This window comes from Streptomyces phaeofaciens (assembly GCF_014648915.1).
Classification (GTDB): domain Bacteria; phylum Actinomycetota; class Actinomycetes; order Streptomycetales; family Streptomycetaceae; genus Streptomyces; species Streptomyces phaeofaciens.
Genome location: NZ_BMSA01000042.1, coordinates 24,746 through 43,349, shown reverse-complemented (window position 1 = coordinate 43,349; position 18,604 = coordinate 24,746). Strand labels below are relative to the sequence as shown.

General features: G+C 64.0%; 19 protein-coding genes and 1 pseudogene. 2 read left to right on the top strand and 18 right to left on the bottom strand.

The genetic code is table 11. The features are described from left to right. Nucleotides 1-191 precede the first annotated feature (191 nt). The 6 genes and pseudogenes from IE275_RS41440 to ku form a co-directional block, all read right to left on the bottom strand. Complete coding sequence (locus tag IE275_RS41440; RefSeq protein WP_189717865.1) at nt 192-761, bottom strand: TetR/AcrR family transcriptional regulator; 570 nt, start codon at nt 759-761, stop codon at nt 192-194. 506 nt (nt 762-1,267) lie between these two features. Further along, on the bottom strand, nt 1,268-1,855 hold the full coding sequence (locus IE275_RS41435) for a hypothetical protein (RefSeq protein WP_189717864.1): 588 nt from the start codon (nt 1,853-1,855) through the stop codon (nt 1,268-1,270). Next, nucleotides 1,852-2,436 (bottom strand): RNA polymerase sigma factor, encoded by a 585-nt coding sequence (locus IE275_RS41430; RefSeq protein ID WP_189717863.1) that lies wholly within the window; start codon nt 2,434-2,436, stop codon nt 1,852-1,854. Before IE275_RS41430 ends, IE275_RS41435 begins: the two co-directional genes overlap by 4 nt. 1,057 nt (nt 2,437-3,493) lie before the next feature. Further along, nucleotides 3,494-3,751, bottom strand: a pseudogene (locus IE275_RS46425) (IS607 family transposase); the annotation flags it as partial. Nucleotides 3,752-4,959: 1,208 nt separating this feature from the next. After that, complete coding sequence (locus IE275_RS41420; RefSeq protein WP_189717861.1) at nt 4,960-5,292, bottom strand: STAS domain-containing protein; 333 nt, start codon at nt 5,290-5,292, stop codon at nt 4,960-4,962. Between the two features lie 65 nt (nt 5,293-5,357). After that, nucleotides 5,358-6,293: a non-homologous end joining protein Ku gene (gene ku, locus IE275_RS41415; protein ID WP_189717860.1), complete on the bottom strand. Its 936-nt coding sequence runs from the start codon at nt 6,291-6,293 to the stop codon at nt 5,358-5,360. Nucleotides 6,294-6,714: 421 nt separating this feature from the next. Here ku and IE275_RS41410 point away from each other — a divergent pair, with 421 nt between their 5' ends. After that, nucleotides 6,715-6,984: a DUF5133 domain-containing protein gene (locus IE275_RS41410; RefSeq protein ID WP_189717859.1), complete on the top strand. Its 270-nt coding sequence runs from the start codon at nt 6,715-6,717 to the stop codon at nt 6,982-6,984. A 354-nt stretch (nt 6,985-7,338) separates the two neighbouring features. Here IE275_RS41410 and IE275_RS41405 read toward each other — a convergent pair whose 3' ends face one another. Then, complete coding sequence (locus tag IE275_RS41405; protein ID WP_189717858.1) at nt 7,339-7,590, bottom strand: hypothetical protein; 252 nt, start codon at nt 7,588-7,590, stop codon at nt 7,339-7,341. A 69-nt stretch (nt 7,591-7,659) separates the two neighbouring features. Between IE275_RS41405 and IE275_RS47390 the strand changes: the two genes are divergently transcribed. Then, a complete protein-coding gene (locus IE275_RS47390) occupies nt 7,660-8,283 on the top strand; it encodes a transposase (RefSeq protein WP_373299383.1) in 624 nt (207 codons plus the stop codon). A 109-nt stretch (nt 8,284-8,392) separates the two neighbouring features. Here IE275_RS47390 and IE275_RS41395 read toward each other — a convergent pair whose 3' ends face one another. The 11 genes from IE275_RS41395 to IE275_RS41345 form a co-directional block, all read right to left on the bottom strand. After that, on the bottom strand, nt 8,393-9,619 hold the full coding sequence (locus IE275_RS41395) for a beta-ketoacyl-[acyl-carrier-protein] synthase family protein (RefSeq protein ID WP_189717856.1): 1,227 nt from the start codon (nt 9,617-9,619) through the stop codon (nt 8,393-8,395). Next, nucleotides 9,619-9,855, bottom strand: a complete 237-nt coding sequence (locus tag IE275_RS41390; protein WP_189717855.1) for an acyl carrier protein — start codon at nt 9,853-9,855, stop codon at nt 9,619-9,621. The genes IE275_RS41395 and IE275_RS41390 overlap by 1 nt, the downstream gene beginning before the upstream one ends. 12 nt (nt 9,856-9,867) lie before the next feature. Continuing rightward, a complete protein-coding gene (locus IE275_RS41385) occupies nt 9,868-10,827 on the bottom strand; it encodes a beta-ketoacyl-ACP synthase 3 (protein ID WP_308435776.1) in 960 nt (319 codons plus the stop codon). 32 nt (nt 10,828-10,859) lie between these two features. Beyond that, a complete protein-coding gene (locus IE275_RS41380; RefSeq protein WP_189717853.1) occupies nt 10,860-11,846 on the bottom strand; it encodes an AfsA-related hotdog domain-containing protein in 987 nt (328 codons plus the stop codon). Nucleotides 11,847-11,873: 27 nt separating this feature from the next. Then, nucleotides 11,874-12,293, bottom strand: a complete 420-nt coding sequence (locus tag IE275_RS41375) for an SCP2 sterol-binding domain-containing protein (RefSeq protein WP_189717852.1) — start codon at nt 12,291-12,293, stop codon at nt 11,874-11,876. A 153-nt stretch (nt 12,294-12,446) separates the two neighbouring features. Then, a complete protein-coding gene (locus IE275_RS41370) occupies nt 12,447-13,358 on the bottom strand; it encodes an LLM class F420-dependent oxidoreductase (protein WP_229871176.1) in 912 nt (303 codons plus the stop codon). Continuing rightward, on the bottom strand, nt 13,321-14,205 hold the full coding sequence (locus IE275_RS41365) for an SAM-dependent methyltransferase (protein WP_189717850.1): 885 nt from the start codon (nt 14,203-14,205) through the stop codon (nt 13,321-13,323). Before IE275_RS41365 ends, IE275_RS41370 begins: the two co-directional genes overlap by 38 nt. A 30-nt stretch (nt 14,206-14,235) precedes the next feature. Beyond that, nucleotides 14,236-15,459, bottom strand: coding sequence for an amidohydrolase family protein (locus tag IE275_RS41360; RefSeq protein WP_189717849.1), 1,224 nt, complete (start codon nt 15,457-15,459; stop codon nt 14,236-14,238). Beyond that, a complete protein-coding gene (locus tag IE275_RS41355) occupies nt 15,459-16,388 on the bottom strand; it encodes a UbiA prenyltransferase family protein (RefSeq protein WP_189717848.1) in 930 nt (309 codons plus the stop codon). The genes IE275_RS41360 and IE275_RS41355 overlap by 1 nt, the downstream gene beginning before the upstream one ends. Beyond that, nucleotides 16,370-17,356, bottom strand: coding sequence for a nucleoside-diphosphate kinase (locus IE275_RS41350; RefSeq protein ID WP_189717847.1), 987 nt, complete (start codon nt 17,354-17,356; stop codon nt 16,370-16,372). Before IE275_RS41350 ends, IE275_RS41355 begins: the two co-directional genes overlap by 19 nt. After that, entirely contained in the window at nt 17,353-18,471 is a 1,119-nt protein-coding gene (locus tag IE275_RS41345) for an SDR family oxidoreductase (RefSeq protein ID WP_189717846.1), read from the bottom strand. Before IE275_RS41345 ends, IE275_RS41350 begins: the two co-directional genes overlap by 4 nt. Between the last annotated feature and the right edge of the window lie 133 nt (nt 18,472-18,604).

Sequence of the window (18,604 nt, the reverse complement as noted above, 5' to 3'; positions counted from 1 at the left end):
ACGGCGCTCGGACAGGACTTCTAGGTTGTCCATCGGAGCCGGTGCACGGTAGGGCTCTGCTTCCGCGCGCTGCTGCGTGCAGAAGCGGCCTTGGTGTGGTCGGTAGCAAACACTGTCCATACCTGTATAGCTATCGGTGTCGTCAATGGTTCACGGGGTCGTGTTGTGGGCCGCAGCCAGCGGTCTGTGCCTCAGCGCTGCAACGAGTCCAGGGCGAGGTTCAGCGAGCGCATCGAAGCTGTGTCGTCCTCGGTGGCCTTGCCTCGCAGAGCTCCGCCCTCGAACGCGTCGATAAGGAAGGCCGCGACCTCACGCGCCGACGGGCCGGGGCGGATCTCGCCTGTCTGCCTGCCCTCCTCGATCACCGCCGCGAGGGCGTCGGTCCACGCCTCGATGGTCTCCCGCACGGCGTGGCGCACCTCCTCGCCTGCCGTGGGCGCGTCACTCGCCATGGTCACCAGGAGACACCCGAACTCGACTCCCGTTGAGCGGGTCCGGTCGGCCTGCGCAACGAAGTGCGCCCGCAGACGCCCCACCGGCGAAGCGTCACCGGCGAGCATGCCAAACTCGGTGGCGGCACCGTAGCGGCGCACGATTTCGGCCGCGAGTTCCTTCTTGCTCCTGAAGTGGTTGTAGAAGGAACCCTTGGGAACCTCCGCGGCGGCCGCGATGTCCTGCACGCTGGCACCGCTGAAGCCCTTGCATCGGAAGACACCTTCCGCGTGCTCTACAAGTTTTCCTCTTGCACTGACCTGAGGCATGCCTTCAATATGACCGGTTGTCTTCCCTGAGTCAAAGCCTTCAGCCCAGCCGCCTCGCCGGACGTCGCCGCGGCCCGGCCGTCCTGCGGCTCACCATCCAACGCATCGCCACCCACCTGCCGCGCTCCCGGCACGGCAATGGGTGACCTGGATGCCGGACCTGCAAGCCTGGCATCCAGATCACCCTGGGCGAGGTGCTTGTCGCCCCGGCCCACCGCACCTCTTGGCGACTCTTGTGACGGAATGTTTCCGTATGATTTCGTATAGCCATATTGCAATGCAGGCGGTGACCCCTGAGCGGCACGCAGTGAAGCCGGCACGGCGTTCAGGGCACCCCATGTGATCGCCGAGGCTGGCTGCAGAGGCTCACCCCAGCACCATTTCCACGAAGCCGCCGGGTTGATGCCTCCGCTCAGGCCGTCGGCCCCTATGTGCCGTATTTGCTTCAAGGCCCGCCGGATGCACCAACATGAGGATGCTGGCCAGCCCGGTAGCTGCCGCCTGGTTCAGCGTTCTGACTCGAAGGCCTGGCGATACAGCCGGCGCATGTCAGGCTCCGCGCCCACCGTGCCACCACATGGTTTGACTGCGCCCTTCCTGGCGACGACAAGGTAGCGCTCGCCAGGTGCGAACGTCAGGTCCTCCAGCCGCATGCTCTGCTTCATCGTCACCCCGCCGGAGAGGTCGTCGCCGCGGTAGCGGTGTGTTACGCGGAAGGTGACCTTGCCGCCGCTGACGGACGTGACCGTGCCTTCGAAAGCGGTCGTGTTCGAGCGCAAGATGTCGACCGTGGGCGCGGCGCAGCGCGTCGCTTCGTCTGTGTGCTGAACGGTAAGAGCCAGCGGCGCGGCCGACGGGTGAGAAGCGGTGGTGTGCGTGGCCTGCCAGGTGATGAATCCACCCGTGGCGATCAGCCCGGCGGCCGCGGCGGCAAGCAGTCGCGGCTGCCACCGCGAGGGCTGGCTGGTCTGCGTGTGGACGTCGGTGGTGGCCATCACGGTCTCCAAGAGTCGATCGATGTCGGGTGCAGGAGCCCTACGCGCCAGTGCCGGGTCAACGGCTCGCAGACGGGCCAGCAGTTCGTCCTCGTTCACCGGTTGCTCCTTCCTTCATCTGCTTTGTGTCCGACGGGAGTACCGTTCTTTCGTTCGAGAGCCGCGGCCAGCTTCTTCTTCGCTCGATGCAGCCGGATGCTCACGGCGTTGGGGCTCAGGCCGGTCACCTCCGCTATGGCGCGGGGCGATAGTTCCTCCCACCCCCACAGCAGCACCACTTCACGGTCCACCTCACCGAGCAAGCCCATCGCGGCGTATAGGTCTTCATGATCGTTCGCATGCGCAGGGGGCGGGGATGGTGATGCCATGTGCGTCAGCCGTTCAACGAGCCGCAGACGCCGTCTCTCTGCTCGGCGGGTATTGGCCAGACAGCCACGTGCGACGCCGTAGCACCACGGCAGCACCTGGTCGGCAACGGGCGCGGACTCTGCGGGCATGCCCGGTATGTCGTCCAGCCGGCGCCAGAGCACCAGCATGGTCTCCGCGAGTACGTCGTCGACCTGGTTCAGATGGGTCCGCCGCAGCAGATACCGATGCAAAGGCCGTGCCACCACGCGAACCAGCGCTTCGTACCGCCGCTCCCGGGATCGGGCGTGCTCCTGCTTCTGAAGGGATTCCACGCGACTATCTGTCCGCACCCCACCTCCTTCTTTCAAACAGGTTGATCAGCCAGTGGACAGGCTGGGGCGCCCTGGAGGTGCGTCGAAGGTCACGGGCCATCGGCTAGGGCAACGGCCCGTGACAGGGTCACCTGGAAGGCGGAGGGCCTTGGGACGGCCCTCGGCGTTTCCCCCGCTCAGCGGCCTTCTGTGCGTTGGCGGCGCACTGGAGTGAGTGCAACGGCTGGCGCCCTGCTCCTTACTGATCATTCAGAATGAAGTTCGTTGTGAGGTTCGGTAGTTGAGTGTTGTGCCGGCAGGATCTGTGGTGTGTCTGCGGATCTTGTGCCTGACGATCTGGGGGAACGTGTGACCCGCTGCTGCCTGCTCGTCCGCGCGGGCGGCATCGGTATCCCGGGCGGTCGCCCGCGGGATGGCCGCGCTGCGGTGAGGGGCATCGTGTACGCGCCGTGCAAGGGCGTGTGACGGCCTGGCGGCGTCTGCGGGACTGGACCAAGGCTGATGTCTGGCCGCAACGGCACGAGGTCCTGCCGGCCGAGCTGCGGTCGGTGGGCTTGCTAGACACGGGCGGCGCAGCGATCGTCGGCTCGCATGCCAAGACCCTCAAAGGGGGATCACACCGGGCCTCGCCGGTCGACCGGGCCCGGCCGGCAGCAGGCACCACGTGATCGTCAACAGACATGGCACCCCCTCGACCGTCTTACTGGCCAGTGGAAACCGTCACGACATCACACAGCTGATAGGCCTGTCGAACGCGATACCCCGCGTCTGTGGGTTCCGCGGGCGGCCGCGTCACCGGCCGGGCCAGCGGTTCGCCGACCGCCGCGTCCTGCGGCACGTTGTAGGACTCTCTCCGTCTTGCGCTGCTACCACGAGGCGGTCACCCACCCGACGGCCAAGTTCTACGCGGCCCCGGCGGCACCGCAGTGCAAGCGCAGCATCCTGGGAGGCATTCGGGTCCAGCGCGAAACGGTACGCCTGTACCACGAAGCCGGGCTGAGGCTGGAACTTCTTCACCCGTCGGCCTCGCGTGTCGACACGACCACCGCACGGGCGGCCTGGCTCTTCGCCTGCCGCCCATACGAGCGCACACATCGACGTCAGGACATCGGTGATGTCCTGCACCAGGTCGTCGGCAGTCTCGGCGGGGTCGAGGACGACCAGGCGCCGCCCGGACGCCGACAGGACGGCCTCCACGTGCTCGGCACCGAACTGCGCCCAGCAGGTCCCGGTGCTCGACTACGATGACAGCCGCCTGCGGGTCGCACAGCAGCCGGTGAAGCTTGCGGCGTCGCGCGTTCAGCCCGGACCCAATCTAGGTCACGACCTCGGCAACCGGCAGGAAATCAACCATGCCCGCTATCAATGCAGTTAACCGGACGACGCAGACTGGCGGAAGTCGTGTCATGGGCTCACGACGGGGACGGTCGTGGACCGGTCGGAATGCACTTCCACAGGGCCCGGGTCGGCTATGACGCATCACCTACATACAAACGGCTAGTCGCAGCAGGGGGCCAGCATGGCGTGGCCTGTGGGGACTATGGCTGCACACCACGATCGTCCGAACCTGAGAACGGAGCTGACAGTCGTCGAGTTGGTCTAGCGGGAAAGGTGCGGCCGCCCAGTGACTGGGGCCGAGAACGCGATCGGCGTGGCCGACAGGCCCTGGGTTGTTTCAAGGCTGGGGATCGCCGAAGGCACGTGCAGCAGGGGCCTTGCAGCCCCGCCGAACAACTCCGGGACTGGACTGGGGAACTTCGCAGCGCTGAATCTGACGGCCGATTGCAACCGGCTGCGCCCGCCAGCCGACTTGGAGAGACCGGCGCCCTAAGCCTGCGGCGGGCAGCGGGTGGCACGCCATCAGCCAACCGCGAAGCCGGGCGCCCCGTGTGCGCGGACTGCGGGAACAGGTTCAGCGACGACCGATGGACAGCGGTCGACCTACTGGACTGGGGCCGGCCGCGCAAGTCGCACCCGCATCTATGCGAGTACTGCCAGAGCCGGGCCGTCGTAGCTGAGCGCCGGGCCGAAGCCGACGAACGCGGGCCCCAGGAGCAGGAGCACGTGTGCCAGGAGGCGGTAGCCGAGCAGACCGTGCGGAAGGCCGGCGGCTGGCTCGGACGCTGGCGCCCCTGACCCGGGCGTGACTTCCGCCAGACGCCCACGAACACGACGACCCCGGCGACGGCGGTCTGGCGCAGCCGGGCGCCCCCGAGGACGTCGTCCAGGCTCTGTTCGCGCGTGTCCAGCAGCGCCGGAGTGAGGTGGGCGTTCATGGTGGCGGCGCTGGCTGGGAGGTTGGGAAAGGCGGTGGCCGGTTCGGCGAGCGCGAGGCTCCAGCTCGTGGCCAGGCCGCTGGGCGTGGCTCCGCCCCCACAGAGCACCCGCGCCCCACACCAGCCGTAGAAGAGGGCAGGAACGGGCAGGCGCCGGATGCGCTGTGGCGAACCGGGCGTCCGGGCGTGCCTTCACCCGTCGGCGGCGCCGCGTGCTATGGCGCTCGTGGGCGTGGCCCGCGCTGGTCTAGGGCAGGGCGTCGTGGAGGGTGGCGCGGACATCGAGCACGGTGTCGGTTCCGGTGATCTCCGGCAGACGCCGCAGCTGCGGTGTCGGGCCTGCCACGCGCAGTGAGGTCATGTGGTGGATGCGCAGCAGCAGGTTCAGGAACGTCGAGTCTGCGAAGGAGACGCCGCTGACGTCGACCACCACGGGGGAGTGCTTGCGTGCCGTGGTGTCCAGTACTCGGTGGAGCGGGGCGATCGTGTCGGGGTCGTAGTCGCCGTGAGCGACGACAACCCAGACACCGTCCCGCTCGTACTGCAACGCCGTGCGGTCGTCCTCGCGTCTCTGGCCCATGGAGGGATCATGCCCTGCCTGCCGAGGGTTGTGTTCCAGCGCCGTGAACCGTGGCCGGGAGGGGCTCAAGCGCTGCGCGGCCGCCGCCCCGGCGTTGTCTTCTTCGCGGCCGCCTTCTTTGCGGCGGTCTTCTTGGCCGGCTGCTTCTTCTCGGCCGTCTTCTTGACCGTGTCCTTCTTCTTCTTCGGCTCGGGCATCTCGTGCACGTCGGCGTCCTCGCCGCGCGAGGCCCTGGCCTTGGACACGGATTCCTGGAGCGCGGCCATCAGATCCATGACCTTGCCCGGCTGCTCCGGCTCCGGTGCCTGCGGGAACGGCGTGTGCTCCTTCTTTGCCTCGATGATCTTCGCGAGGGCCTCGGTGTACGTGTCCCGGAACTCGGGTCCGTCCAGATCGTCGCGGCTCATCATCTCCATCAGCGCGAGCGCGCCCTCGATCTCGTCCTCCGCCACCTCGACGGGCGCCGGCAGCAGCTCGGCGGGATCACGGATCTCGTCCGGCCAGCGCATCGCGTGCAGCACGATCGCGTCCTCACGCACCCGCAGGAGCCCCAGCCGCTCGCGGCCCGACCACGCGTACTTCGCGACGGCCACTTTCGACGACCGCTCCAGTGCCTGACGGAGCAGTTTGTACGGTTTGGCGGCGACCTGCCCGTCGGGGGCGAGGTAGTAGCCCTCGGCGATCCTCAGCGGGTCGACGGAATCCAGCGGCACGAACGCCTCGATCTCGATCGCCTTCGCCGTCGGCAGGGGCAGATCGCGCAGTTCCTCGTCCGTGACGGCGACCACCTGGTCGCGGGCGTACTCGTACCCCTTGCCGATCTCCGCGTTCGGAACCGGTCGGCCATCCAGCTCGCAGATCTTGCGGGTGCGGATCCGCGCCATGTCCTCCAGGTGGTACTGGTGGAACTGGATGCTGTGGTTCTCGGTCGCCGACAGGACGTGGATGGGCACCGTGACCAGGCCGAAGCTGATGGCGCCTGACCAGATCGTTCGGGGCATGGGCAACCTCCGCACAGGGGCCCCGAGACGTCCACCGTACGGCAGGGCGCCGGGCGGCCGCCCGACGTGGCCGGGGCACGACATCTGCCGCACCGGGGGTGCGAGACCGGTCCCGACAAGTGTCGCGCCAATCTGCGGCCCTGTGCACTTCCTTGCAGGCCACCATGCCTGAATAGGCGTGGCGGGGTGCTGGCCTCAGGGCGTCCTCGCGCGTCGGCCGGGCCGACGCACGACGGGCCCGGCAACGCAGGCGACCGCGGGGGAGTGCCTTCATCATGGCGAGAGCGCCGTCACCGCCAGCAAAGCACCACCGCCTCGCCCCACACGACTATTGCCCGCAACGCGATGAGGCGCTTGCCCGAACAGGAGGCCGGTCACTCGGTGAGACAGCACGTTTTCCTGAGCGAAGGGAACCAGTCCCATGCTGATGCCCCAGCCTGCTTTCCTGCGCCGGCTCCTCGACGAGTACGAGCTGCTCCGCGTGGAGGACCCATCGGCCGCAGCCCCGGGCCAGCGTCTGCGGGACCTGGAGTACACGCTGTGTGTCGACGGGACCCGGAAGATCGAGGACGCCCTGGACATGGCCCGCGCCTACCTGACCGCGTCGGCGTCCCAGACACAGCCGGCTGGCGAGGCGTCCCGGGCGGTCACGGCCACCGCAGCCGGCCGGTGGCCCGTCGGGCCCGGATGAGTGTTGAGATCGCTCAGGGCCTGGGAGCAGCCGTGCCGCGTAGGCGGCACCGTGCGCGCCCAGCGGCTGTGCGGCCGCATGACCCCTGGCTGGACCGATGCCTCACGTTCCACGTCGGGGTGTGTCCTACTCGCTCGCCGGCGTCGGGCTGCGCGACGCGTGCACTGTCATCGCAGGCCCCTGCACAGGAACGCATCGTTCGCGGCTCTGGCTTTCGTGCTTGGCATCGGAAGCCCGCGCCGGCCGGCTCCGCCCTTTGGCGTGCGAGGCGACCCGGTGGAGGCTGGCTTGCTGCTGCCGTTCCGCCCCTTAGCACGGCTCCCGGCTGGAGTCTTGGGTGCGTACCGGGTTGTTCTAACCCGCGTTCACGTGGCCGGAGCCGTCGCCGCCGGCATCACCGGCCCTGGCGCGGTCCGTAGCCTCGATGCGGGCGGGGTGACTTCCGGGGACGTAGCGGGCCGTGCCGCCCTTCACCAGAGTGTCGAAGGTGCGCTCGTTCGCTGTGTATCCGTCACGGCTGCCGATGGCCCAGGTACCGCGGTTGAGGTAGTGGAGGGTAACGCCGTTGCCGATGTCGAGGCGGGCTATCCGGCGGAGCAGTTGCATGGCCTGCTCACCAATGGGCGAATCATGCGTACTAGTCACTGGCATGCCGCCAAGTAGTTGAGTGGTTTGGTGAGTGATGAACCTGCGACGGATCAACCTTATCGGCCAGTGTGTACACATGTACATGCTCCTCGGTGTCGCCCCGCCGCCGGGGCCGGGCCGAGCCCGGTTGACCAGCAGGCACCACGTGATCGTCAACAGACAGGGCACCCCTTGACCGTCTTACTGGCCAGTGGAAACCGTCACGACGTCACACAGCTGATAGGCCTGTCGAACGCGATACCCCGCGTCTGTGGGTTCCGCGGGCGGCCGCGTCACCGGCCGGGCCGGCTGTTCGCCGACCGCGACTACGACAAGTACCGCCGCATCCTCAGGTCCCGCAGCATCACGCGGAAGATCGCCCGCAAGGACACATCCCACGGCTCCGGTCTGGGCAGGAACCGCTGGGTCTTCGAGCGGACCTTCACATGGCTACACCAGTGCGGCCGCGCCTTTTCGCCTCACGTCAGGGCGCCGTCTTGTGGTGTGCGCTTCAACCTGCCTGCGAGGTTCCTGCAAGGGCACGGCGAGCGGGATGTATTGGCAGCCCGCTTCCGCCCAGCGCGTGGGGACGGCTGGACGGAAGCTGGGCTACTCCCACTCACGGGCGACGTACTCGGCCTGCAGCCGTCTCCTGATGTGTCAGATCCCTGATCCGCTTGCGCGGTGGCTCCGCCAGGAAGACCGAACACGGCGGGGAGGATTGAAGTGGCTGTCAGACTTGGAGGCAGTCCCTCTGGCGGAGCCACGGCAATCATCACGGTCAGTTTCTAGTGAGTACGAGTGCTGCGTTGTGTCCGCCGAACCCGAGGGATGTGCTCACCGCAACTTCCATGGGTGCGCGTCTGGGGGTTTTGGCTACGACGTCGAGGTTTAGCGCGTCGTCGAGGTGTTCGAGGTTTGCGGTGGGTGGAGCACATCCGTGACGGAGGGTGAGTGCGGTATATATCGCTTCGATCGCTCCAGCGGCCGCCAGCGCGTGGCCCGTGACGCCCTTGGTTGAGGTGACTGACGGCCGGCTACCCAGGACGCGGGTGAGTACGGTGCCCTCGACCAGGTCATTCTGCTGTGTTGACGTGCCGTGCGCGTTCACGTGGTCCACCTGCGATGGGTCGATTCCCGCGTCGGCGAGTGCCCAGCGCAGTGCCGTTTCGATGCCGCGGCCGTCGGGATGTAGGGAGGTCGGGTGATGAGCGTCTGTGGCGGATCCATAGCCACGCACTACAGCATGCACTGGAGCTTGGCGGGAACGCGCGTCCGTAAGCCTCTCCAAGACGAGCATGCCTGCCCCTTCTGCCGCAACGAACCCGTCTCTGCTGGAATCGAAGGGACGGCTGGCGGTCTCCGGCTCTTCGGTGGCTTTGGTGAGGGCGCCCATCTGCATAAGGCCCGCCATCACAAGCGGCGAGAGCGCTGATTCTGTTCCGCCGACGACGACGATGTCGCACCGCCCTGATCGCAGCAGATCGCGGCCCGCGCCGATTGCGCTGGTACCAGACGTGCACGCGGATGCGACTACCTGGCTCGGGCCCTGCGCTTTCATATCGATGGCCATATAGCCCGCCACCATGTTGACCATGAACATTGGCACCAGTAATGGGGAGACTTTGGTCTGCCCCCGCTGATACAGGTTCTCCTGCTGCCTTTCCAGGGCGTTGGCGCCACCCAGGGAGTTTCCCACCACAACCCCGACACGAGTGCCGTCCCACTCGTGGGGATTCCACCCCGCGTCCTTCAGCGCTTCTCGCGCAGCCACCTGGGCTAACTGAACAAACCGCTCTGTCTGCCATGCGGCGAATCCGCCGAGCAGTGCCCCGGCGTCGAAGTCCGGCACACTGCAGATCACATGGGCTTCGCCATCGCGTGACCTCTCATCGAGCCGGGCGCAAGATATACCCGAGCAAACCCGGTCCCAGTTCGGCTCGACACCGATGCCGGCCGCCGTAACCAGTCCCATGCCGGTGATTGCAACAGGGAAACCGCCCGCCATTATACGGCTCCCAGTTCGGAGATGGCCTGAGCTGCTTGACTTATGGTCATTTCGCCGCTCAACACTCCGTTGCCTATGTCAATCTTAAGGTAATCGCTGAGGATCAGCGACAGCTCTACAATTACCAGCGAGTCAATCCCTAGTGACTCGAAGGTCGAATTTGGTGAAATAGCCGCGCTTGGCAGCCTTAGTTGATCCACAAGAACAGCGACAACAAGTTCTTCTACCGTTTCCATCAGACATACCCCTTACGGATGCGGCACTTCTTTGTTGAGCTGCGGCCATACGAGTGCCGCCGATCCCCATGTCAGTCCGCCGCCGAAACTGCCGAGTACAACGCGATGGCCGGCCGTAAGTTCACCGGTAGCTGCAGCGGTTGCCAGGGCCAACGGAATCGAGGCGGCAGCAGTGTTACCGACCTGGGCGATATTGCTGACGAACCGCTCACTGGGCAGTTCGAGCCGACGCGCAACGGCAGCAAGGATCCGAGCGTTCGCTTGGTGCAGCACGATCCGGTCGATGTCGTCCGCTGTCCAGCTGCAATCGGCGGCTGTCCGCATGACCGATTCGGACATCCTCCGCACCGCTTCCGTGAAGGTTGCCTGGCCAGCCATGGTCAAAAACATGTCCTGGGAGCCCACCGGGAGACTGGTGGATCGGGCTCGGGATCCACCACCTTGAATCGTGATCAGCCCATGGCCTGTGCCGTCGCTGGACAGTCGCATGCCGCTCAACGCGCCCGGCTCGTCAGCGCGGCCAGCCCGCAGGACAGCCGCACCCGCTCCGTCACCGAAGACTGCCCGAGTAGCGAGGTCGTTCGGGTCCACGATGGTACTGAACGTGTCCGCGCCGATGACCAGGACCCGGTCGGCCACCGATGTGGCAATCAGCCCCGCTGCAGTCACCAGGGCATAGACGAATCCTGAACAGACTGCAGCCACATCAAAGGCGGCAACGTGACCGAGTCCGAGGGCGGCCGCGACCTGTGGTGCGGTTGGGGGACATAATTGGTCCGGCGTACTAGTGGCTAGTACGAGCGCGTCTGCTCTGTGGACTCCTGAGTGGGCCAAGGCGCGTTCACCGGCGCGGACGGCTAAGTCCCCCGTCGCTTCGCCAGGTGAGATGAAATGGCGCAGCTCAATTCCTGTTCGGCTCGTTATCCACCCCTGTCTCACGTTGAATTCTTTTTCGATTTCACTGCTTTTCACTGTTCGGGCTGGCAGACAGGCTCCCAGTCCACTCAGAACGGCAGAACGCACCGTGCGACCTCCTCCGTGCTGAGCTTTGGAACCACGCTCTCCAAGCGGATCCACGCGACCTCAGTGTCCCTTTGACGCAGGGACACGGTGGCCTTGTTGGGCTCTGTTGAGGATGCTTCGAGTCGGATTGCAGCATCAAGTTCCGTGTAGGAACGGAAGGTTGCTTCCATCGATGTCAAAGCCACGGCGTGAGGCTGGGTGCTGACGTAGGTGGCGAGCTGCCGTGCGGCCTCCACGAGTACTGTGCCAGGAACGTGGTCTTGCGGGTGGTCGAAGAGGGATCGATGGTCGACGGGTACACGCAGGCAGGCACTCATGGTGTCCTCGCGCTGCGTCATGTCACTGAGCAATGTGTCAGCGCGGGAGAGACGGCCCACAGACGCCGGCGGCACAACCTCGGCACAACTCTGTCGGGGCAGCCGATCCGAAGTGGGGGGTCGGCCGTCCCGGCCACGGGAGCGCACGACGTCGTAGGTCTTGCGAGGCACGTAACTGACTTTCAGCTCCACCCGTCCGATGATGCGGGAGCCGACCATCAGTCTGAAGCTGGGGCCAAGCCCGGTCGTCCGATCGCCCCACCTGACAGGCGCCAGACCATCCGTGGCCATGACAAGTGTATGGAGGCTGGTGGTCGGCACAAGAGCGATGGCGTCCCAGTCGATGAGCATCGACCACGATCGCAACGCAAACGCGGCGTCGGCTTCCACCCCGAAAAACGTATGCGCCAGATAAGTTTCGGCCTGGCGGCAGCACTCGAGTAGCAACATGGGATCGATGAGCCGGTTGGCCTCAGATGTATGGGCCGAGTAGAACGGGTGTCCTGTGGGCAGCGATGCGCTGGCCCGATAGTTACCGTGCGCTACCGGCTTCACGTCCACGAGGAAGACCTCGCTATCATGATGACGATGCACAGACTCGCGGGCAACCAGATGACCAGATGCTGGTGCACGCCATGGATCAATTTTCATGTTCGCTTCGCAATCTTGGGAGCGAATCTAGGATCGGTTGATGTCAGCGAACTGAGAGACGTCAAAGATTCGGGGAATACTAGCGGCCAGCCCCAGATCACCTTTGACCTTAATCTTCCCCATCATGAAAAGCTTCATGGGGTTATCCCTCCCTGAGACCATCCTGATGAACGTGATAGACGCCATGGTCATTATCAGCTGCGGCTCATGGCAGGGGACCCGTGAGACCATGCACCTGTTGTTCTCTATGACAGCCTCGTAAAGGCGATCACCGCTTAGCACCCAGTGCACGACGACTGACAGGCCACCAGCTTCCTCAGGACGAAACATCTGCGGTAGCTGATCGAAAGCAGCATCCACCAGCCGGCGCCCGTCCGGTGACGTGATCGCCGCTGCGAGTTCCTTGTCGGTGGTGGCCGCCAAGGCTGCGAGGTCGTATTCCTTCATTTTTTCCTTCCCTTCCTCTGTTCATACGGCCCAGAAATTTCCTGGAATGTTCCGAGCAACTTCGAGTGCAGCTATTCACAGGCCCACAGATATAATGCCCTAGATCTGAGTGGCCCTACCGGCGTCACGGCCGGCCCACCGCATCACTTCCTTTCATGAATCAGAAATGCCGAGCGCGCTGGCGGCCACTGTTAGCACGGCTAGGTGATCAGCGAGTGTGGTGAGCCCTAGGCCCAAGGTGTTGACAGACAGGTGAGTGGCACCTGCCTGGTGCCAGCGTCGGGCGGATTCGGCCACCTGCTCGGCAGATGTGAACTGCGTTCGCCCATGCATGCCAACGGCTTCGGAGCGGCCGCAATCCCGTGCCGAAGCAGTGATCGTTCGGATAGCGTCGTCAAGTTCGGGCCCGGGTTGGAGACGAGGGAACCACCCGTCGGCTATCTGGCCGATGCGCCGGTAGGCGACCGGCGAGCCACCGCCCAGCCACACGGGGATGGGCCTCTGAACCGGCAGCGGAGCAAGTCCTGCAGCGATTACCTTCTCGGATACTCCCGTGAAGGTGACCGTGCCTTGGGTCCATAGTTCGCGCAGCAGCCGGACTTGCTCCTCGATGCGGGCACCGCGGGTGGCGAAATCACGGCCGAGAGCATCGTATTCCACTCGGTTCCAACCAATGCCGACACCAAGCCGCAGCCGGCCATTGGAAAGGCGGTCGACTTCGGATGCTTGTTTGGCCACTAGGGCTGTTTGGCGCTGAGGTAGTACGAGCACCCCGGTAACAAGCTCCATTGAGGTGATCGCGGCCAGAAAGCCGAACAGCACCAACGGTTCATGGAACGGATCGGCCACGGTATACTTACCGGTCCAATTTGGGTGCCCCACAGGGTCGGTGCCAAGCACATGATCGTATGCAACGACGTGCCTGTATCCGAGGTTTTCGGTGGTGGCGCAGTACGCGCGCAGCTCTGACGCGCTGCAGACGATCTCGCCTTGAGGGAGAACCACACCTATTTCCACGGCTTTCCGGTCACTTCCGTGTCGCTGCAATGAGTTCGACCCTTGCATGTCCCTGCACAGTTGGGTCGTAGGCTGCGGGTACGGGACGGTCGAAGCGCCGGGCCAGTTCTGGTATTTCACAGATCTGCGCCTGCCAACCGTGCGAAGCCAGCCACTCACCTGGCGGCAGTTCACATTCGTTGAGCCACAAGTCAGCCAGCGCATGCAGGACATCGTCACTGTCGGCGGCGAGCATGGACTGCTGCGTCAGGGGCGTGTCAAGCATCTGCCGGGTACTGTATTCCACGCCGAGTTGACTATCCGCAGCACTCAGGTCAGCAATCTGAGCCCAGAGACGATCACAATCATTCTCGGGCAGGTACATGACCAGGCCTTCTACTAGCCAGGCGGTGGGCAGATGCGGGTCAAAGCCGGCGTCGAGCAGCGAATCCGCCCACTGCCCGCGAAGGTCCGCGACGACAGCCCGGCGATCACAGTCCTGCGGCGCCCCATGTGTGCTGAGTACGCTGTCTTTGAAGGTGAAAACATCAGAGCGGTCGATCTCGAATACCCGGACATCAGCGGGCCAGGGCAGTCGGTAGGCTCGCGTGTCCAGCCCGGCAGCGAGGATCACAACCTGGGTACAGCCAGCGCCCGTCGCGTTGAGCAGGAAATCGTCAAAGAACCGGGTCCGCAACGCGAATAAATCACCAGTGCCGAGCCGGAGCAGACGCGTCCGCTCACTGAGCCAGTCCAGGACCTGGTCTCCTCCCGCCAGAACGAACTGGCCGGCGAGCAGGTCTTCGAACAATCGATCATCTCGCATTGTCTCCGTCGCCCGTGCCGCAGCGACCGCGAGGGCGGTGGCGCCGACCAAGGTCATAGCCGAGTTCGACGCTTCTTCGCTCGTTGCCATAGAACAGATTCCTCTCACTGCGCATTGTCGTCAGGTAACGCTGGCCCTGAACCCGTCCAGATCGAAAGGGGTGCCGCGGCGCCAGACCCGCGTGATGGAGCGTGTAGCAGTAATGTCTGTGGTCGGATCACCTGCCACGAGAACCAGGTCGGCATTGCGGCCAGGCTCAACCCTGCCGCGGTCGGTGAGGTTGAACAGGTCGGCTGGCCCTGACGTGGTCGAGGCCAGCGCTTCGAGCGGAGTCAGTCCCGCCTTCACGAGCAACTCCAGCTCTCGGTGCAGGGATGCCCCGTGCACCACCGGGCTCAGTCGGCCCGGTGCGTTGTTGGCGTCGGTGCCAGCCAGCACGGGCACGCCGGCCCGATGCAGACGCAGTGTGCTGGCCATCGCATGCCGCAGGTCACCACTGCCCACGGCCAGGCCCTCTCGCCCGCACCGGATCGCGTGCACATCGTCGGCGGACAGATTCTGCGAGATAAGGACGTCGCCAGCGAGTGCCCGTCCTGTGTCCGCGGTAGACATTTCCATCATGGTGAGGGTCGGGATGATGGTGACGCCCTGCTGCACACACTGCCGCACCACATCCTCGGGTAGGGGCCCTTCCACCGGCACATGTGTGAGGGCATCGACGCCTGCGGACAAGGCCATGCGCACGGCGGCAATGTCACACGCATGCGCAACGCAGATCATGTTCCGGGCATGCCCAGCTCGTACGGCTGCCGAAGCCGTGTCCAGGTCGAGCATCTCCAGGTCGAAGCCAGCGTGCCGGCCATTGTCGAAGATCAGCTTGAGCAGGCGCGACCCTTCCTTATGCCGTTGGGCGACAAACTCCTCGGCTTCCTGCGGTTGACTGAGAGTAGGAAGGGCTGTCATGAGCTGTGTCGGGTGTCCCCCGGGCTTGCAGACGACTGAGCCGGCGCTGAGTAAATCCGCGAGTCCATCGTCCTCCTCAACGACTTCGTACAGCAGACTAGTCAACTCCGGCGGAAAGCTGAACATGTCCAATTCGGTAGTCACCCCGAAAGCGAGCGCTGTTCGCAGGTTGGCGACCGAGCCGAAAACATGGGTATGAGCATCGATCAACCCAGGTAGAAGTGTGTGGTTCCGTCCGTCCACGATCTGGCAGCCGGAATCAGTTCGAGGGGGGGTTTCGCCGCTTAAGACGGTCGCAATGTGTTGGCCCTCCACCTCGACGGTGGCAGATTTAGAGATGTTTTCGCCGTCGAACAATCTGACGTTCTGTATGGCAATCATCAATACCCATTCATTTTGGCGAATATCTGAGCGATAAGCAGGATGTAAAGAGTGAGCAGGAAGAGCACTGCAGACGCAACGGGCCAGTGATCCTTGCGGCGAGACAGGAATTGGACGCCACCGACGACCGCGAAGATTAGGGCCCCACCCGGAGCCCACGCGAGAAGTCGGGTCAGTCCCTGCTCATTCCATGGCTGCAGCGCGAGCATCGCGAGAACGCAGGCGAGAGTGGCGGACAACAAAGCTACCGCGCCGCTTCCGGTCGGCCCCAGACGAGATAGTGAGTATGTGCGTACCCCGGGCACAGGGAGCCTGAAGGTCTTCCTCGCGATTTCCCAGTGGAGGAAGGATACAGCGAAAGTCAAGAGCAGCAGTAGTGACCGACTGTAGCTCTGGAGGCTTCCAGCTTCGGCCAATGACGTATAGAGGTAGAAGCCAATGAGAAGTTGAACCGGATATACGACGGCAAGGTGTAGCAGCGGGCGCCTCCGCAACCCTGCCCAACGGTTCTCGATCTCAGTCAGAAGCGCTGTATAGCCTAGGAACGCCAGCAAAACAACGGTGGAAAGACCGGAGAGGAAGACGTTGCCAGCCAGGATAACGGTAACGATCAGCCTCATAGCCTGGTCCAGATCGCGTTCACTGACGACACCAGTGACCAATGGTCGCGATGGGTTATGGAGCCGGTCGTATTCCAAATCCTTCTGCTCATCTACAATCCGCAAGTAAAAGAGCATCAGCACGACCGTGAGAGCCCGGATAACTGTCGCCCACGAAGGCCGCCAACCAGCGCTGGAGGCGGCGACTTCATAGGCACCTGCCCACAGCACGCCGTAGGTTAAGTTGACGTGTGGAGGGAACACCTGGATGACGAAGTCCCACAGCCGTCCGACCCGGCTGCGCCGCACCGTTACATGTGCTGGGGGCATGCAGCCACCGCCGTAAACGCCTCAAGCCATTTCGTCCTGCTCACGCTGGCAAGCAGGGGGGCATGCTGGTCCAGAGTCATGGGCAAGGAAGCACATCCGACGACGGTGAGATCCCACTCGTCGACCGGGAGATTCTGCTGCCAGATCAATTCAATCAGCGGTCCCCACGCCGACGGCTGTCGCAAAGCTCGGCCCAGCCCAGTCTGCAGCCGGCTACGAAGTCCCGGCCCCGCGTTGCGTGCATACTCCTCGACTTCGGACGCCAGACGGTGTGCGGCGGGTTCGAATTCCAAATCTCGCCGGGGCACATCGTCATACAGTCCCTTAGCCAGCGCTGTCGCGGTGTTCCGTTGATCAGTGCCAAGCAGGGCATTCCGGACGAGTTTGATTCGGTCATGCGCATTGAAGAGGATGCACAGTTCGCGAAGGAGATCAGCAGGCTCGTCCGAGGCGTGCACCAGATTGATGAGAAAACTCCGGTCGCCCAAATGTGATCGCAATTGCCCGGGCGTGCGTCGACTGGGGTCGGACGGGCCTTTGCGTTCGCTGAGCAACAGGGTGGCAGGAATGCTGGCATTGGAGAGGAGCTGCTGATGTCGCATCAGTAGCACCAGTGAATCAGATGCGGATCCGATGAATTCTGCAAGACGACGTCGCTGAGGAGTCGCACAGTTGAACTGGTAATGCCACATGGCACGGACAGTGTTGCGGTTGAGTCTGATACGTGCGGCCGCAGCGATTTCGAACCCTGCCTGACTCGTCCATTCAATTGCTGGCAGGAGCGCGCGAGTGGCAACCGCATCAGGCTTGAGTAAGAGCAAGGCATGAGTGAAGGCGAATCGCCAGGTTTCGTCTGTGTCGGAAAATAGTTCGCAGCCATCCAGGAAATAACTGTCGGTGGCGAATAGTGCCCTTTTCTCGGGTTCGCAAATGAAGCCACTAGCGCTGAGATTGCCTGATATGGTCAACGTTCCCCTACCTTCAACGGGGTGAGCGCGCGGTCCGCTACGGGCAGCGTTGAGCCGAGATATCCTGCCTTGAGTGCGTAGTCGATCAGCCGGCGCAGGTAGGAGGAGCCTGCGGTACTAGGCCGTCGGACGAATCGGTCTGCAATCGCACTGTCGAATCGCTGGCGCCTCAGAAAATAATTGTCATACAACGAGACCACTCGTTCGTAGTACTTCTTCTCCACCCGAGATAGGCAGTCTGGCGTGAACGTGTTCGGGTCCAGGTAGCGTGGCACGTGAAATGATGGATACTCCGCGAAGGTATCCGAGACGTCACGCATGCGAACGGGGGCACCTACAGCATGCAGCGTGAGATCGCGTGCACGGTCGAAATCCTCGGTCGCGGCTGTGAGCACGGCTGCTACGTGGTCGACCGGGACTAGGTCGACGCAAGCATCGAAGTGGCCGGGGATCGCGCTGACGAGCCCCTTACTCAATAGCTTAAGGACGATGTAGATGTTCTTGAACTCGCGGACTCTGCCGGATCGCACTGTGCCCGTGACCACACTGGGGCGGACCACTGTGGCTGGTAGCCCATCCGCAGCGGCCTTGCGCACTATCAACTCGGCCCTCATTTTGCTCTCCTCGTAGGCATTGCCGAAGCGCTGTCCCACATCGAGCTCATTCTCCGCGATCACTCCATCACGGTTGCCACACACGTAAGCGGTGCTGACGTGGACGAACGGCGTTGCGTTCTCCTGGGCAAGTTCGAGAGCATGGACGGTGCCGGTAACGTTGATCTGCTGATAGATCTCGGGAGGACGGCCGAAGTCTGTGATCGCGGCGCAATGCACTATTCGGTCCAGGCTGGCAGAGAGGCTGGACCACGTCTCGCTGTCGAGGCCGAAGCGTGGTCGGGTGACGTCTCCTCTGAGCAAGCGGACGACACCACTTTCCCGTGCGGAGGCGGCTGTCCAGGGGGCCGAGCTGACCCTACGGCCGTTGTTGGCGACGATTTCCCCGACGTTGTGGACCAGGCCGTACACATGGTGCCCGGCGCGCACAAGCCGGCTGGTCGTTTCGGCGCCGACGAGGCCAGAGGCCCCTGTGACGAGAATATTGAGCCGATCGGACATAACACATCCTCCTATGTGGTCGGCAGTTGGTGGCGCCGCACCATATGAATGACGTTCCGGAAATTGGTGGGGGCCACGGTATTACCGGATTCCGTCAAGCGGCATGAACTGCTGTTCCAAAGACATTGCAGGT

What these genes read in the sequence shown, in the direction of transcription:
- IE275_RS41355 (WP_189717848.1), bottom strand. Translation starts at nt 16,388, where the DNA reads ATGCCCCCAGCACATGTAACGGTGCGGCGCAGCCGGGTCGGACGGCTG.
- ku (WP_189717860.1), bottom strand. Translation starts at nt 6,293, where the DNA reads ATGCCCCGAACGATCTGGTCAGGCGCCATCAGCTTCGGCCTGGTCACG.
- IE275_RS41365 (WP_189717850.1), bottom strand. Translation starts at nt 14,205, where the DNA reads ATGGCAACGAGCGAAGAAGCGTCGAACTCGGCTATGACCTTGGTCGGC.
- IE275_RS41380 (WP_189717853.1), bottom strand. Translation starts at nt 11,846, where the DNA reads ATGAAAATTGATCCATGGCGTGCACCAGCATCTGGTCATCTGGTTGCC.
- IE275_RS41395 (WP_189717856.1), bottom strand. Translation starts at nt 9,619, where the DNA reads ATGGCGGGCGGTTTCCCTGTTGCAATCACCGGCATGGGACTGGTTACG.
- IE275_RS41375 (WP_189717852.1), bottom strand. Translation starts at nt 12,293, where the DNA reads ATGAAGGAATACGACCTCGCAGCCTTGGCGGCCACCACCGACAAGGAA.
- IE275_RS41390 (WP_189717855.1), bottom strand. Translation starts at nt 9,855, where the DNA reads ATGGAAACGGTAGAAGAACTTGTTGTCGCTGTTCTTGTGGATCAACTA.
- IE275_RS41360 (WP_189717849.1), bottom strand. Translation starts at nt 15,459, where the DNA reads ATGATTGCCATACAGAACGTCAGATTGTTCGACGGCGAAAACATCTCT.
- IE275_RS41440 (WP_189717865.1), bottom strand. Translation starts at nt 761, where the DNA reads ATGCCTCAGGTCAGTGCAAGAGGAAAACTTGTAGAGCACGCGGAAGGT.
- IE275_RS41405 (WP_189717858.1), bottom strand. Translation starts at nt 7,590, where the DNA reads ATGCAACTGCTCCGCCGGATAGCCCGCCTCGACATCGGCAACGGCGTT.
- IE275_RS41410 (WP_189717859.1), top strand. Translation starts at nt 6,715, where the DNA reads ATGCTGATGCCCCAGCCTGCTTTCCTGCGCCGGCTCCTCGACGAGTAC.
- IE275_RS41370 (WP_229871176.1), bottom strand. Translation starts at nt 13,358, where the DNA reads ATGCAAGGGTCGAACTCATTGCAGCGACACGGAAGTGACCGGAAAGCC.
- IE275_RS41420 (WP_189717861.1), bottom strand. Translation starts at nt 5,292, where the DNA reads ATGGGCCAGAGACGCGAGGACGACCGCACGGCGTTGCAGTACGAGCGG.
- IE275_RS41345 (WP_189717846.1), bottom strand. Translation starts at nt 18,471, where the DNA reads ATGTCCGATCGGCTCAATATTCTCGTCACAGGGGCCTCTGGCCTCGTC.